Here is a 12,446-nt window from a genome sequence, read left to right as displayed (position 1 = left end):
AGCGGCGGCGCCGGGAACACCCCGCCGGGAACACCCGGAGCCCCGCGCATGTTGTAGCCGGTACATAGCGCTCGGAATGCTTTTCACCGCCGTGAGCAGGCCCTATGGAGACGTGAAGGAGATGCCTGTGCCCGTACTGCTCGACGACCGTCCGCTGGGGACCGAGGTGTCCCCGACGGAAGGCGGGTTCTCCCTCGATACGCCGATGCCGGTAGATTTGGCAGGTACGGCGATCGAAGGGACAGGTGTGACGAGCGACGATGACGTGGTGGCCGACGATGTCGCCGGCGTCGACGATGCCGAGCTGGCACAACGGTTCGAGCGGGACGCGCTCCCGCTGCTCGACCAGCTCTACGGCGCCGCGCTGCGCATGACCAGGAACCCGGCGGATGCCGAGGACCTGGTCCAGGAGACCTACGTCAAGGCGTTTCAGGGGTTCAAGTCGTTCCGGGAGGGCACCAACCTCAGGGCATGGCTGTACCGGATCCTGACCAACACCTACATCAACTCCTACCGCAAGAAGCAGCGGCAGCCCGCGCAGTACCCGACCGACGAGATCACCGACTGGCAGCTGGCCGCGACCGCGGAGCACACCTCACAGGGACTGCGCTCGGCCGAGGTCGAGGCGCTGGACGCGCTGCCGGACGACGACATCAAGGCCGCGCTGCAGGAACTGCCGGAGGAATTCCGGATGGCGGTGTACTACGCGGACGTCGAGGGCTTCCCGTACAAGGAGATCGCCGACATCATGGGCACTCCCATCGGTACGGTGATGTCCCGGCTGCATCGGGGCCGGAAACAACTGAAGGGTTTGCTCGCCGATGTGGCGCGCGAGCGTGGATTCAACCGTTCGGGGGAACGCCAGGAGGTCAAGCAGTGAGTACCGAGCGGGACCCCGACATGGAGCTCGACTGCACGGCGGTACTCGCCGACGTGTGGCTGATGCTCGACGGGGAGTGCGACGAGGCGACTCGTGCCCGGTTGCAGCACCACATGGAGCACTGCAGCCCCTGTATCGAGGCTTACGGCATCGAGGAGAAGATCAAGGGCTTGCTCAGCCGCAAGTGCGGCGGCGACCGCGCGCCCGATTCGCTGCGGGAGCGCTTGACGATCGAGATCCGCCGGACGGTCGTCACCAGCGAGACGTCGGTCGAGACCTCCGACTAGCCGGTCCGTGCGACCTGGCCGGTTCGTGCAACGCGAGCGGCACGCCTTCCAGCCGGAAGTGCGTGCCGCTTCGTGCTTTCGAGCCGAGCGTCGCGCTCAGGCGTTTGGCCGCTTGCCGTGGTTGGCTGCGTTCCCCTTGCGGCTACGCTTCTTACGTCCGCGCTTACCCATGAGTAGTCTCCCTTCTGGTTGAAGGCCATTCTTTCACGTGTGGTTGGCTGTACCTTCAGCGGATACAGGCCAACGAGTGAATGGGGTGCCATGGCTGAGGAAGTGCTCGCGGAGCTGGTATCGGTCGTGTACCAGGTGGTCGTCCAGGAGGGGGACGAGGTCCAGGAGGGCGACACTTTGGTGATCCTCGAGTCCATGAAGATGGAGATCCCGGTGCTCGCGGAGTCCAGCGGCACTGTGACGTCGGTCGGTGTCAAGGAAGGCGACGCGATCAAGGCGGGCCACCTGATCGCCGTCATCTCCTGAACGATTGAGCGGTAGATCTGCATGGCGACCCTGAGCGAGCTGCTGGCCGAGCACACCGACCTACCCGGCGTCGCCGTAGATCATCTGCAGCGCGTAGTGGGCGATTGGCAACTGCTGGCCGACCTGTCCTTCGCCGATCTGCTGCTGTGGGTCGGTGCGGGCCCGATAGTGGAGGGTGCGGACATCGTCTGCGTCGCGCAGTGCCGTCCCACCACAGCGCCCACCGTGCACCAGGAGGACCTGGTCGGCACGGCTGCCCGCAAGGCCGACCATCCGCAGGTGTTCGACGCCCTGGTGACCGGCGCGACCGTCCGCGCCGACAGCGAGGTCGAGGCCTCCGGCGTCTACCACCCGCATCCGGTGCACGCGATCCGCGAGGCGATCCCCGTGCGCTGCGGTGACGACGTGATCGCGGTGCTGAGCCGGGACACCGATCTGCAACGCTCCCGGGTCCGCAGTCAGCTGGAGAGCGCGTACGTGGCCTGCGCGGACGACTTGTGCCAGATGATCGCCGACGGCACCTTCCCGACCACAGAGGATCGCGCCGCCACCCATTCCAGCCCGCGCGCGGGCGACGGATTCATCCGGCTCGACACCGACGGCATCGTGGTCTACGCCAGCCCGAACGCGCTGTCGGCCTACCACCGGATGGGCTTGCAGGCCGATTTGGCCGGCCAGGACCTCGCGGTCACCACTCGTTCACTGATCACCGACCCGTTCGACGCGCAGGAAGTGGTCGGCGACATCCAGGCCGCCCTGGCCGGACGGACCGGGCGGCGGATGGAGGTCGAGGCGCGGGGAGCCACCGTGCTGCTGCGCACCCTCGTGCTGCGCCCGCACGGTGAACTGGCCGGCGCGGCCGTGCTCGTCCGCGACGTCACCGAGGTCAAGCGGCGCGATCGCGCGCTGCTGAGCAAGGACGCCACCATCCGGGAGATCCACCACCGGGTCAAGAACAACCTGCAGACCGTCGCCGCGCTGCTGCGCCTGCAAGCCCGCCGCACCGAGAACGAGGAGGCGCAGGTCGCGCTCACCGAGTCGGTGCGCAGGGTCACCTCCATCGCGTCGGTGCACGAGATGCTGTCCATGTCGGTGGACGAAGAGGTCGATCTCGACGAAGTCGTGGACCGGCTGCTGCCGATCATGGCCGACGTGGCCACCGTGCACACCGCGCGCATCAAGGTGCGCCGCGCGGGCTCGCTCGGGGTCTTCTCCGCCGAGCGCGCCACCCCGCTGGTGATGGTGCTCACCGAACTGGTGCAGAACGCCATCGAGCACGCCTTCGATTCGGGCGAAAACGGCACGGTGACAATCCGTTCCGAGCGTTCGGCCCGCTGGCTCGACGTGATCATCAGCGACGACGGCCGCGGTCTGCCGCCCGGGTTCAGCCTGGAATCCTCCGACCGGCTCGGCCTGCAGATCGTCCGGACCCTGGTCACGGCCGAACTCGGCGGCTCCATCGGCTTGCATCCCGGCGCCGATATCGGCACCGATGCCGTCCTGCGCGTTCCGCTGGGCCGTCGCTCGGGCCGCTGACCGGGCGGGGCCGGATCCGGCGCTCCGGCACTCGGTCGCGTCCGATGCCCTGCGACTTGTTGCTCGGATGTCGCGAGCGGCCGCTGCTCGGGTGCTGTCGCGGTTTGCTTCGCAGCGGTTGCCCTAATGTCCGTATCGGGTGGAATGCGAGGGTGTCGAACGGATTCGTGACCGTCCGACCGGCTCGGAAACCCATCACTTTCCCATAAGTCGCGCTCATAGGCGAGTCGAACCGCGGCCCTGTCACACCGTAATCGGCGCCGCGGCTATTGCCCTAGCAGGCAACGGCATTGGTCCGGCGTCCGTTTCCTCACGAAGCGAGACCGGGTATTTCCAGTTCGCGGTCGTGCGCATAAAAACAACACAGCCCGGCACCTTTGGGTGCCGGGCTGAAATGCGTTACCGGGCCGGGCTGAATGGCCCGGTAATGCCGGTCGTCTGATCAGACGACGGTGCGGGTGCGGGTACGCGCGTTGCGACGCTTCAGCGCCCGGCGCTCGTCCTCGCTCATACCACCCCACACGCCGGCGTCTTGTCCGGACTTCAGGGCCCAGGACAGGCAGTCAGCGGTTACGGGGCAGCGAGCGCAGACCAGCTTGGCATCGGCAATCTGCGCGAGCGCCGGACCACTGTTACCCACCGGGAAGAACAGCTCGGGGTCCTCATCGCGACAGATGGCCTTGTGGCGCCAGTCCATTCCTCTGCTCCTTTGCTGGGCGCCGCGCAGGGCGCCTATGGTTTGTGGTTCGTTCACTTGTGCGACTCGAATGTTTCCGCACGGTTGCTTGTGAATGCTTTCACGAACACCGTAGATGTCAATAGGCACGCGGTGCACCGTGGGGAAGGTCACGCTCCAAAGGCCCCCGCACGGGGAGCCTGCCCGGTCCTTTGTACTCGCTCCACCTGGTTTTCGCAGCACAACTGCGATGTTTTTCGCCGCGTTTCGCCCTCAGTGCGGGCGTGGTGCGATCACGGCGAGGATGTCGGGCACCGCCGTGAAATCCACCACGTTGCGCTTCCCGATGAAGTCGCCATCGATTTGCAGGCCGATGGGTTCTTTGGACTCGATTCGTACGGTCGGAACGTCGTCTTCACGAAATAAATTGCGAGACTTGGGATTCCCGTTGGGCGTCAGAAGTTGCCGCGCGAGCAGCAGGGTGGGGACCACGGCCATGGAGCGCACCGCGAACACGCCGAGGCCCGTTTCGAACCGGGTGCCGGGATTGGTGTGCACCGGCGTGGCGTTCAAGTAGGTCCAGGGTGTGGTGTTGGTAACGAAGGCGTAATGCACACCGTCTACGGACGTGCGGCCCGGAATTTCCACCCGAACGCTAGGTTCCCTGCGCTTGGCCAGGAAGAATTGTCGCACAGTTGTTCGAACATAACGCGCCGGGGTGGCGGTGCGGCCGCGGGCGCGGCTGGCGTCGATCGCCTCGCAGACGTCGGCGTCCAGGCCGACCCCAGCGCTGAAGCAGAACCACCGGTCGTCGGCCAGTCCGAGGCCGATCCGGCGGTCGGTGTCCATCGTGAGCAGATCGATGAGCTGATTGGTCGCGGTCACCGGATCGGGAGAGATGCCGAGCGCCCTGGCGAAGACGTTCGCCGAGCCGCCGGGGATCACGCCGAGTCGCGGCAGCCAGGCCTGGCCGTCGTCCAGAACCGGGAGCGGCAGGAAGCCGTTGATCGTCTCGTTGACCGTCCCGTCGCCGCCGTGCACGACGATCAGGTCCATCTCGTTGGTCGCCGCCCACTGGGCCAGTTCCGCGGCGTGGCCGCGGTGCTGGGTGTGCGCAACGGTCAGCTGGGTGCGGCTCTCCAGCGCGTGCGCGAGTAGGTCCCGGGTCGCCGGTGTGGTCGAGGTGGCATTCGGGTTCACGATCAGCAGCGTCCGCACGATGGCAGCCTAGTTGGCCGCTGACTTGCGCCGGAAAAGCGGCGAGCGGCGCCCGGCGCGCCGCTTGCCGGGGCAGACGCCAGGACGACGACGCGCGTCGAACGGGTCGTAGGCTTGCCGCGTGAACGAGCGTCAGCGATGCAAGCGTGGATACCGTGCGCTGTCGGGCACGGCGGAGTCGAGTGCCTGCGAGGCGCGGTCGTGAGCGACAAGCGCTCGGCGGGGGCCGTTCCGGCCACGGTGCGGGCGGCAGGCACTCTGGTGACCCTCGAAGGGGTCGTCGCGGTGGTCGTCGCGATCGTCCTGGTGGTGCGCGGGCTCCTCGGTCACGACCAGTCCGCCACGAGCGGGTACGGCACGGCCGCCTGGTTCGGCATCCTCGGCGGTGCGGTGCTGGCCGCGGGCATCGGGCTGCTGCTGGGTAAACGCTGGGGGCGCGCCATCGCGGTCATCGCGCAGCTGCTGCTGCTGCCGGTCACCTGGTCGCTGCTCACCGACTCGCACCAGCCGGTCTACGGCACTCTGCTCGGGGTGGCCGCGGTCGGCGCGCTGGTGCTGCTGTTCGCGCCGCCGTCGACTCGCTGGATGGCCGAGGACTACGGGGTCGAGCCGGAATAGTCCCCGCTCGCGGTGCGCAGCGCGGCCCTACAGAGGTGGTCGGCGTGCCGAGTCGTCTCCGGTATCCGGTAACGCGGGGTGAGCGCGAGCACCTGTGCGCAGGCGGTGTCGAGGTCGATGCGATGCCCCACGGAGACGAACACCGGTTTGACGCCGGTTCTGGTGCGCAGTGCCCGCCCGACCACCGCCCCGTCGATGGTGATGTCGGTGGATGCGCCGCGTTCGGGGTCCGGCTCGGCGTAGTCGCCCCAGACGGTCTTCGCGACGCCGATGGTCGGCACACCGGTGAGCAGTCCGAGGTGGCAGGCGAGGCCGAAGCGCCGCGGATGCGCGAGTCCCTGGCCGTCACAGACCAGCAGATCCGGTGCGCTGCCGAGCTTTTCGAGTGCGGCGAGGGTGGCCGGGATCTCACGGAAGGCGAGCAGACCGGGCACGTACGGAAAGTCGGCGACGCCATGCGCGACGACGGACGTGACCGGGTGCAGCGTGTCCGCGGCCAAGACGACGACGGCCGCGGCCACGGCGCCGGTGTCGTCGTAGGCGGAGTCGAGCCCGGCGACCGTGCGAAACCGGGTGCCCGGCGGGGTGATCGGGGAGACCAGCGGCCGCAACTCGTCCTGCAGCGCCATCGCCGCTTCGGCAGTGGCGGGCCAGGACCCGGGATCGAGCGACGGAAACCAGGACACGCGCTACCGCGCCTCGGCGGCCAGCTCGCCGAGCGCCTCGCCGGCCAGCCGGTAGCCGGCCCATTCGTCCTGGGCCACGGCGCCGATCGACTCGTAGAAGTCGATCGAGGGCTTGTTCCAGGTCAGCACCGACCAGGCCACGCGGCTGTAGCCGTGGTCGACCGCCTCCTTCGCCAGGGCCGCGAGCAGCGCCTTGCCGTAGCCCTTGCCCCTGGTCTCCGGCTTGACGTAGAGGTCCTCCAGGTAGATGCCGTGCACGCCGTCCCAGGTGGAGAAGTTGAGGAACCAGATGGCGCAGCCGAGCAGCTCCGGCCCGTCGGCCACCACGTGCGCGAAGACCTTGGGCTCCGGCCCGAACAGCGCGGCGCGCAGTTGCTCGGCGGTGACCGTGCACTCGTGCCTGGCCTTTTCGTATTCGGCCAGGTCGTAGATGAGGCCCACCAGGGCGGGAATGTCCGAGGCGACGGCGCGGCGCAGGACGGCGGCGCCGAGGTCGACGGCGGTGGTGTCGGCGGTGGGGGCAGGTCGAGTCACAGTGACGCTCCGTGGGGTACCAAGTTGTGCGCGCGGATCGCGCGCGCGTCGTGTTCGTAGCCGAGCACGGTCAGCGCGCCGGTCGACATGGCGAACCGGCGGCCCTCCCGGACTTCGAATTCGGCCCAGCGGGCGATCAGCGCGCGGGAGAAGTGGCCGTGCCCCACCAGCACGATATCCCGTTCCGGCAGCATCGGTGTCACGGCGTCCAGCACCCGGTCGGCGCGCTCGCGCACCTGCTGCGCGGTCTCACCGTCCGGCGCCGTGCCGGTCCAGATGGTCCATCCGGGCACGGACTCGCGGATCTGTGGAGTGGTCAGGCCCTCGTAGGCGCCGTAGTCCCACTCGGCGAGGTCGTCGTCGACCACGGCGCCGGTGAGCCCGGCCAGCTCCGCGGTGCGCATCGCGCGCAGCCGTGGGCTGGTGCGCACCAAAGGGTTTCGCAGTTCGAGCGTGGCGAGCAAGGCGCCTGCGGCCTCGGCCTGTTCTTCGCCGCGCTCGGTGAGCGGGAGATCGGTGCGGCCGGTATGCCGCCGCTGCGTCGACCAGCTGGTCTCGCCGTGGCGGAGCAGCACAACACGGGCATCGTCGAGTGCGGACATGCCTCCATGATGGTCCACCGATGATCATGGGGGTGCGCCGGTCCGGACGCCTGTGGGCCGGCTCGCGCCGGTGGCGCACCGGGCTACGACCCGATCGGCTCGCCGATCTCCAGCACCACCAGCGGCAGCGGCCGCGAAACCTTGGCCTGGTAGTCCGCGAGCAGTGGATTGTTCGCCGTCACCCAAGCCGCGAACTCGTCGTACTCGGCTCCCTCCAGCGCCCGTGCCGTAGCTCGGTGGACGGTCGCCCCCAGCTCGATGGTGACGTCGGAATTGGCTTTGACGTTGTAGTACCAAGCCGGGTATCGGTCCTCGATGAACGAACTCACGTACAGGGTTTCGCCGCGGCGCAACAGGCCGAGCGGGACCACATGCGATTTGCCGCTCTTGGCGCCGGTGGTGGTGAGCAGCACCAGTTCACCGCCCTCGTAGGCGCCGCCGACCTTGCCCGCGTTGTCGCGGAACTCCTGGATCACGCCGTCGTTCCAGCGCGCTATCTCTTCGTCGGTGTATTTCTGGTTCCACGGTGCGTCCGGGTCGTCATAGGTCGTGACGGCGGATGTGTTTTCGTTTGCAGCGGAGGGATTTTCGCTCATTCCCTCAGTGTGCGCCACGGCACCGACAGATCTGCCGTGCCTCAGCCGAGGGCGCGGAGCTCTCCGTCGCGCAGTTCCAGCACGGTGTTCCCGATCACGGCGAGGGAGATGGGGCTTCCGGAATGGCCGGGCCGTTCCACGGGGATGCGCCCCACTTCGGCTCCCGTCGCCGGGTCCAGGACCGCGAGCGCGCCCGTGACGGGCAGCAGCAGTTTGCCCGCCATGAGCGCGGGGGATCCCAGGGCTCCGCCCGAGGTCCACAGCGGGTCGAATGTGCTGCCGTTCAGCGCGATCACGCTGTTGCCGGTGAAGACCAGGTAGGCCGAACCGATGCGGGTGGTCGTGGTGGTCTCGCTCAGCGACGCCGAAAGCTGGTGCACCACAATGGGGTTACCGTTTCCGTCGTAGACGGCCAGGCGCGGAGGCAACGGCTCGGCGCCCTGCGCGATACCGGGGAAGTAGAGCACGATCCGGCTGTCGGACACCGCGACGACCCGGGCCTCGGTGGAATCCGCTCCGGGACCGGTCAATACGTGCGACCCGTACTCCTCGGGCACGGTGTTGTCCTTGGGAGCGGGGTTGAGCACGGTGAGCCGGTCGGCCGGGTCCGCGGGGCAGCGCTCCAGCACGGCGAGCCGAGCCGGGCTGGAACCGGACGACAGCAGGGTGCAGCCCTTGCGCGGCTGGGTCTTGACGTTCACCGGTGCGTCGACGAAGCCGTACTCCACGGTGCGCACCAGGTCCGAGCGCCACATCTCCAGCCGCCGCGGCCCCTGCGCCAGCAGGTAGGTGCCGTCGACCGACAGCCGCACGTCCCCGTCCATGTAGCTGCTGCGCGCTGTGCGGCGAGCGCCGCTGTCACCGGCCAGCATCGTGGCCTGGCTGCAACCGCGCTCGTCGTGGTAGACCGCGATCACCATGCCGTACTGGACCTCGGTCCCGCACAGTGGCATGTCACGCCGGTACTTCCACAGCTGATCGCCGGTGCGTGGATCGCGCCCGGTGACCGTGTCGCCGTCAGCGGTCACCACGGCGCCGCCGGACACCAGCGCTCGCGCGCTCGCGCCGGCCGGGGCGCGCCACAGTTCCCGCAGCGAAGCAGGCAGCTGGTCGGCCGCGGCCGGGGTCGGCACGGTGGACGACGCGGTCACCGATTCGGTGCCGTGCGCGTCCCCGCGCACCCACACCACGGCCCCGGCGATCACGACGAGAACCGCGATCGCGACCGCGGAGATGATGTCGGCGCGCGTCCGCCGCTCGGGTGCGAGCACGAGTGCGAGACTAGCCGATCCGGCCGATCAGGCCGACGCGGCGGCCGCGGGCTCGGCCGTGCTCCCGGTGTCCTCGGCCGGGGCGTCGCCCTCTCCGGAACGGCGGCGCCTGCGCCGACGGCGAGCGGGCCGCTCGGTGCCGGTTTCGTCCGAAGCGCCGGTTTCCTCCGCGACGTCGTCGTCCGAGACCTCGGTGCTCGACTCGTCGCTCGCGGTGTTGTCGGTCGCGTCGCCGGTCGGCTTGCGCCGCCTGCGCCGACGGCGGGCGGGCTTGTCGGTCCCGTCGGCATCGGCCGGTGCCTGCTCCGAAGGCGTGGCGTCCGCATCCGCGAGCGCCTCGGTGTCGGCCGCGTCGGCGACGTTCGGTGTGCCGTCGATCGGCTGACCGCCGCGGGTACGCCTGCGGTTGCGCTTGCGCGGGGCGCGGGCCGGGCGTTCGACCACGACCGCCTCGGGATCCCGTTCCGGCTTGGCCTTGCGGATCACACCGGTCACGCCCTCGGGAATGCCGAGATCCGCGTACAGGTGCGGCGAGCGCGAGTACGTCTCGACCGGCTCGGGGATGCCGAGTCCGAGTGCGTTGTCGATCGACGACCAGCGGTTGAGCTCGTCCCAATCGATCAGCGTCACCGCGACGCCGGTGCGTCCGGCCCGGCCGGTACGCCCGATCCGGTGCACGTAGGTCTTCTCGTCCTCCGGGCACTGGTAGTTGATGACGTGCGTGACGTCGTCGATGTCGATGCCACGCGCCGCCACGTCGGTCGCGACCAGCACGTCGATGGCGCCCTTGCGGAACTTGGTCAGCGCCTTCTCCCGGGCGATCTGCCCCAGGTCGCCGTGCACCGCGCCGACCGAGAACCCGCGCTCGGCCAGGTCGTCGGCCACCTTCTGCGCCGTGCGCTTGGTGCGCGTGAAGATCATCGTGGCGCCCCGGCTCTCGGCTTGCAGGATGCGCGCGATCAGCTCGCTCTTGTCCAACGCGTGAGCGCGGTAGACGAACTGCGCGGTGCGGTCGTGCACCGCGGAATCGTGCGGTTCCTCGGCCCGGATATGGGTGGGGCGGGTCAGGAAGGTGCGCGCCAAGGTGATGATCGGACCGGGCATGGTCGCGGAGAACAGCATGGTCTGGCGCTTGTCCGGAACCATGCCGAGGATGCGCTCGATGTCCGGCAGGAAGCCCAGATCCAGCATCTCGTCGGCCTCGTCCAGCACGAGCACGCCGATCTTGCCGAGGATCAAGTGCTGCTGGTCGGCGAGGTCCAGTAGTCGGCCGGGCGTGCCGACCACCACGTCGACACCCGACCGCAGCGCCGCGATCTGCGCCTCGTAGGGGCGGCCGCCGTAGATGGACGCCACGCGCAGCGGGCCCTGGTGGTTGGTCAGGTACTTGCTCGCGTTCTCCAGATCCTGGGTGACCTGGATGCACAGCTCGCGCGTCGGCACGATGATCAGCGCTCGCGGCGTGCCGTCCAGCGGTGTGGTGCCGGATTCCGCGGTCGCGATCCGGTGCAACAGCGGCACGCCGAATCCGAAGGTTTTACCCATACCGGTGCGGGCCTGACCGATGAGATCCTCACCGGCGAGCGCCAGCGGGAGGGTCAGTTCTTGAATGGCGAAAGTACGTTCGATTCCGATCTCGCCGAGTGCGCGGACGATTTCCGCGCGCACGCCCAATTCGGCGAAAGTCGGGGCGGTGTGTGTCGCGTCCAGTTCGGCCGTCAACAGGGTCTCCGCCAGACCTGGTTCCTGATCGACTGTGATCTTGCTCAGGGTTCGTGCCTTCCTCGTAATCACGTCCCGCGCGCACGAGGTGGGGCGGACCGGGCGGTCCACGACGACCACGACTCCGCAGGCGATACTTCACCCGGCCACGCTCCGGATGCCGGGCGCCTGCCGCGAAAAGCGGCGGCTACCTCGCAAAACATCGGCGCGGCGCACTGGTGACGCGGATCTGGTGCGCGCACATTTTCCTGTCCAACGAAAACTTCGCACTCGCCAACCGGTCGGCGGTCGTGGCGGCGTCCTCGCGGTGTGCGTGAGCGCGACGTCCGGCAACTCTGTCGAGCGAAACTTTTCGTTGTCCGAGGAGATTGTAGCGTGATATTGTGCGTCGCTCGAATTGCCACTGCGGCGCGCTATGAAAATCCGCCGGACCGCGGTGTGCTTTCGCCGCGCCGACGGTCGACGTACGCTGCGCCACATGGGAATTCATCCGGCGCGGCAAATCTGGGCGACGCTCGAACCGCTACACGATGTCGTCTATTTCGGAACCGGCGTCAAGGAGGCGGGCGTCGGGATCGGCTTGCGCGGCTACTGGCAGACCTACTTCGCTTTTCGCGCCGCGCCGCTGGGCGCGGTGACGCCCGCGACGGTGCTGGCCACCTTCGCCGGATTCCACCCCGACATGGTGCGACGGGCGCTGCCGGAGGCGTGGGAGCGGGCCGCGCCGCAGCGCTGCCTGTCCGCCCGGCTCGACCTGGCCGCCGGGCTGCTGCGCGGCGTCGGCGCGGGTGACGCGGTGTGCGCTCGCGCGGTCGAGTTGCTCGCGCCGGTCCAGCGGGCGGCCGATCCGACCGGGCGGGCGCTGTTCGCGGCGAACGCGGCGCTGCCGCTGCCCACCGATCCGGTGGCCGCGCTCTGGCAGTTGAGCACGTCGCTGCGCGAGCATCGGGGCGACGGCCATGTCGCAGCCTTGGTCACCCACGGCCTGAGCGGACGTCAGGCGCTGGTCGCGCAGGTGGCCGCGGGCAAGGCGCCGGAATCGGTGATGCGGCCCGCGCGCGGGGTGTCGGAAGCGGAATGGGCGGCCGCCTTCGACGAGTTGCGCGCGCGTGGCGTGGTCACGGGTGAGCCGGTCACGCCGACGCTGACCAGCAGCGGCGCGCATCTGCTGGCGGCGGTGGAGGCCGAGACCGACGAAGCGGCGTGGACCGGAGCGCTCGCGGTGCTGTCGGCCGACGCGATCACCGAGTTGACCACGTCGCTCGCGCCGCTGGTGCGCGACGTGCAGGAGGCGGTGGTGCCGCCGCTCAATCCGGTCGGCATGGGACCCAGGTAGCGCGGCC

General features: G+C 69.0%; 15 protein-coding genes. 6 read left to right on the top strand and 9 right to left on the bottom strand.

The features are described 5' to 3' along the window. The first annotated feature begins 247 nt into the window (after nucleotides 1–247). On the top strand, nucleotides 248–880 hold the full coding sequence (locus IU450_RS14400) for a sigma-70 family RNA polymerase sigma factor (protein WP_195150460.1): 633 nt from the start codon (nucleotides 248–250) through the stop codon (nucleotides 878–880). Between the two features lie 20 nt (nucleotides 881–900). Continuing rightward, nucleotides 901–1,167: a mycothiol system anti-sigma-R factor gene (gene rsrA / locus IU450_RS14395; RefSeq protein ID WP_051169213.1), complete on the top strand. Its 267-nt coding sequence runs from the start codon at nucleotides 901–903 to the stop codon at nucleotides 1,165–1,167. 96 nt (nucleotides 1,168–1,263) lie between these two features. Here the strand turns inward: rsrA and IU450_RS41305 are convergent, their stop codons facing one another. Continuing rightward, entirely contained in the window at nucleotides 1,264–1,338 is a 75-nt protein-coding gene (locus IU450_RS41305; RefSeq protein ID WP_022597109.1) for a 50S ribosomal protein bL37, read from the bottom strand. 90 nt (nucleotides 1,339–1,428) lie between these two features. Here IU450_RS41305 and IU450_RS14390 point away from each other — a divergent pair, with 90 nt between their 5' ends. After that, nucleotides 1,429–1,644, top strand: coding sequence for a biotin/lipoyl-binding carrier protein (locus tag IU450_RS14390; protein ID WP_043696739.1), 216 nt, complete (start codon nucleotides 1,429–1,431; stop codon nucleotides 1,642–1,644). Between the two features lie 21 nt (nucleotides 1,645–1,665). Further along, on the top strand, nucleotides 1,666–3,180 hold the full coding sequence (locus IU450_RS14385; RefSeq protein ID WP_195150294.1) for a sensor histidine kinase: 1,515 nt from the start codon (nucleotides 1,666–1,668) through the stop codon (nucleotides 3,178–3,180). Between the two features lie 442 nt (nucleotides 3,181–3,622). On the opposite strand, the gene IU450_RS14380 is transcribed toward IU450_RS14385, so the two are convergent. Further along, entirely contained in the window at nucleotides 3,623–3,877 is a 255-nt protein-coding gene (locus tag IU450_RS14380) for a WhiB family transcriptional regulator (RefSeq protein ID WP_011211115.1), read from the bottom strand. Between the two features lie 252 nt (nucleotides 3,878–4,129). Further along, complete coding sequence (locus tag IU450_RS14375; RefSeq protein ID WP_195150293.1) at nucleotides 4,130–5,074, bottom strand: diacylglycerol/lipid kinase family protein; 945 nt, start codon at nucleotides 5,072–5,074, stop codon at nucleotides 4,130–4,132. 201 nt (nucleotides 5,075–5,275) lie between these two features. Between IU450_RS14375 and IU450_RS14370 the strand changes: the two genes are divergently transcribed. After that, nucleotides 5,276–5,692, top strand: a complete 417-nt coding sequence (locus IU450_RS14370; RefSeq protein ID WP_195150292.1) for a hypothetical protein — start codon at nucleotides 5,276–5,278, stop codon at nucleotides 5,690–5,692. On the opposite strand, the gene IU450_RS14365 is transcribed toward IU450_RS14370, so the two are convergent. From IU450_RS14365 to IU450_RS14340, 6 genes are all read right to left on the bottom strand, one after another. Beyond that, a complete protein-coding gene (locus IU450_RS14365) occupies nucleotides 5,671–6,378 on the bottom strand; it encodes an endonuclease V (protein WP_324197670.1) in 708 nt (235 codons plus the stop codon). The genes IU450_RS14370 and IU450_RS14365 overlap by 22 nt on opposite strands. Nucleotides 6,379–6,381: 3 nt before the next feature. Further along, on the bottom strand, nucleotides 6,382–6,912 hold the full coding sequence (locus tag IU450_RS14360; RefSeq protein ID WP_195150291.1) for a GNAT family N-acetyltransferase: 531 nt from the start codon (nucleotides 6,910–6,912) through the stop codon (nucleotides 6,382–6,384). Beyond that, nucleotides 6,909–7,514, bottom strand: a complete 606-nt coding sequence (locus IU450_RS14355; RefSeq protein WP_195150290.1) for an acid phosphatase — start codon at nucleotides 7,512–7,514, stop codon at nucleotides 6,909–6,911. The genes IU450_RS14360 and IU450_RS14355 overlap by 4 nt, the downstream gene beginning before the upstream one ends. An 83-nt stretch (nucleotides 7,515–7,597) precedes the next feature. After that, on the bottom strand, nucleotides 7,598–8,110 hold the full coding sequence (locus tag IU450_RS14350) for a nitroreductase/quinone reductase family protein (protein WP_195150289.1): 513 nt from the start codon (nucleotides 8,108–8,110) through the stop codon (nucleotides 7,598–7,600). A gap of 41 nt (nucleotides 8,111–8,151) precedes the next feature. After that, on the bottom strand, nucleotides 8,152–9,381 hold the full coding sequence (locus IU450_RS14345) for a PQQ-binding-like beta-propeller repeat protein (RefSeq protein WP_195150288.1): 1,230 nt from the start codon (nucleotides 9,379–9,381) through the stop codon (nucleotides 8,152–8,154). A gap of 27 nt (nucleotides 9,382–9,408) precedes the next feature. Continuing rightward, on the bottom strand, nucleotides 9,409–11,172 hold the full coding sequence (locus tag IU450_RS14340; RefSeq protein ID WP_195150458.1) for a DEAD/DEAH box helicase: 1,764 nt from the start codon (nucleotides 11,170–11,172) through the stop codon (nucleotides 9,409–9,411). Between the two features lie 409 nt (nucleotides 11,173–11,581). On the opposite strand from IU450_RS14340, the gene IU450_RS14335 reads away from it, so the two are divergent. Next, nucleotides 11,582–12,439 carry an SCO6745 family protein gene (locus IU450_RS14335; protein ID WP_195150287.1) on the top strand — a complete coding sequence of 286 codons (858 nt, stop codon included), beginning with the start codon at nucleotides 11,582–11,584 and terminating at the stop codon, nucleotides 12,437–12,439. The last annotated feature ends 7 nt before the right edge of the window (nucleotides 12,440–12,446 follow it).

This window comes from Nocardia abscessus (assembly GCF_015477775.1).
Taxonomy (GTDB): Bacteria; Actinomycetota; Actinomycetes; order Mycobacteriales; family Mycobacteriaceae; genus Nocardia; species Nocardia abscessus_A.
Note: the sequence above shows the minus strand (reverse complement) of the source record. Positions and strands in the feature narration are given on the sequence as shown.